The 1210-nt window shown below is 66.9% G+C and carries 1 protein-coding gene; it reads right to left on the minus strand.

Annotation, left to right across the window (positions count from 1 at the left end):
• Positions 1 to 50: 50 nt before the first annotated feature.
• Positions 51 to 1124 carry a phosphotransferase family protein gene (locus tag ON45_RS18980; RefSeq protein ID WP_083915164.1) on the minus strand — a complete coding sequence of 358 codons (1074 nt, stop codon included), beginning with the start codon at positions 1122 to 1124 and terminating at the stop codon, positions 51 to 53.
• Positions 1125 to 1210: the final 86 nt, after the last annotated feature.

The following is a 1210-nucleotide window of genomic DNA, read 5'->3' on the forward strand; positions in this document are numbered from 1 at the left end:
CGCTCCGTGCGCGAACTGTTCACGAGAACGTCGGACCAGCGCGAACCGTGTTACGCATCGGCGAAGCCGAGTGCGAGGCCCGCCGAGTGGTGTTCGAGCGCCGCGAACGTGCGCTCGACCAGCGCATCGAAGAGCGCCGTGCCGCGCTCGTTGGCCGGATCGATCGTGAGCAAGCTCGCGCCGAACGACACCGCGTAGAACACGAGCCCTTCGAGGTAGCCGCGGCGAACCTGGTCCACGGTGACCTTGTCCTCCGGGACCCCGTGACGATGCAGTCCGGCGACGTACCGATCGATCAAGGCGAGGTCGTGGAGCTCGCGCGTCTCGACGTCCAGATTGTTCGCGCAGAAGTAGACGATGTCGGTTTGTCCCGGAGCGCGCATGCACAGCTGCCAGTCGATGACCCCGACGGAGCCGTCGTCGTAGAACAACAGGTTGTCGAGTCGGAAGTCGCCGTGGATCAGCGTTGCCGGGTCGTCGTAGTGACGCTCGATCCACTCCGGAATCCCGGGAACGAACTCCTCGCACCAGCGCAGACAACGCGCGGGCAGCACGTCGCCGTAGCGCTCGAGGAACAGAGGCCAGCCGATCGCGAACGTGTCCTGCAGCGTGAGGATCGCCGGGTCGTCGAGCCCCGGCAGCCACTCGAGGCGCGCCAAGCGCGGGTCCTCGAACCATTGCGCATGGTGCTGGGCGATGACGTCAATCGCGCGCTCGGCCTGGCCGATGGTCGCACCGGCGACGTGATCGCCGACCACACCCGGGCGGAGATCCTCGAGGACGAGCAGCGGTGGGTCGACGATGTTCACGAGAGCGGTGGGGATCCGGATGTCGACATCTGGCGCGATGTCGCGGTAGAAGCTGTGCTCGCGCACCCAGACACCCATCATCTCGCCGATTGCCCGCGCGCCCGGATCGAGCGTCGGCATCTTCACGATCACCGACGCCGGGGCGGCCGGATCGCTCGACGTGATCGTCACCCGGGCGAGTTGGCCCATGAAGCCGGAACCCTCGCCGATCTGCGTCACCTCGACGGCGTCGATGACGCGTCCCAGGTGCTCCGTCATCCAGCCGGCGGTCACGCCGTTGAGGGTCTGGGGCACGTCCACGGGTCCATCAACCATGTTCGCAAGGTATGGCGTCCGTCACACCGCCCTGCTACCGGACGCCCCACTCATCCCGTTCTCGTGAACAGTTCCCGCGCTCCGTG

It is taken from the genome of Ilumatobacter nonamiensis YM16-303 (genome assembly GCF_000350145.1).
In the GTDB taxonomy this organism is placed as follows: Bacteria; Actinomycetota; Acidimicrobiia; order Acidimicrobiales; family Ilumatobacteraceae; genus Ilumatobacter_A; species Ilumatobacter_A nonamiensis.

Coding starts and splice junctions, on each gene's coding strand:
- ON45_RS18980 (WP_083915164.1), bottom strand. CDS start 1,124: ATGGTTGATGGACCCGTGGACGTGCCCCAGACCCTCAACGGCGTGACC.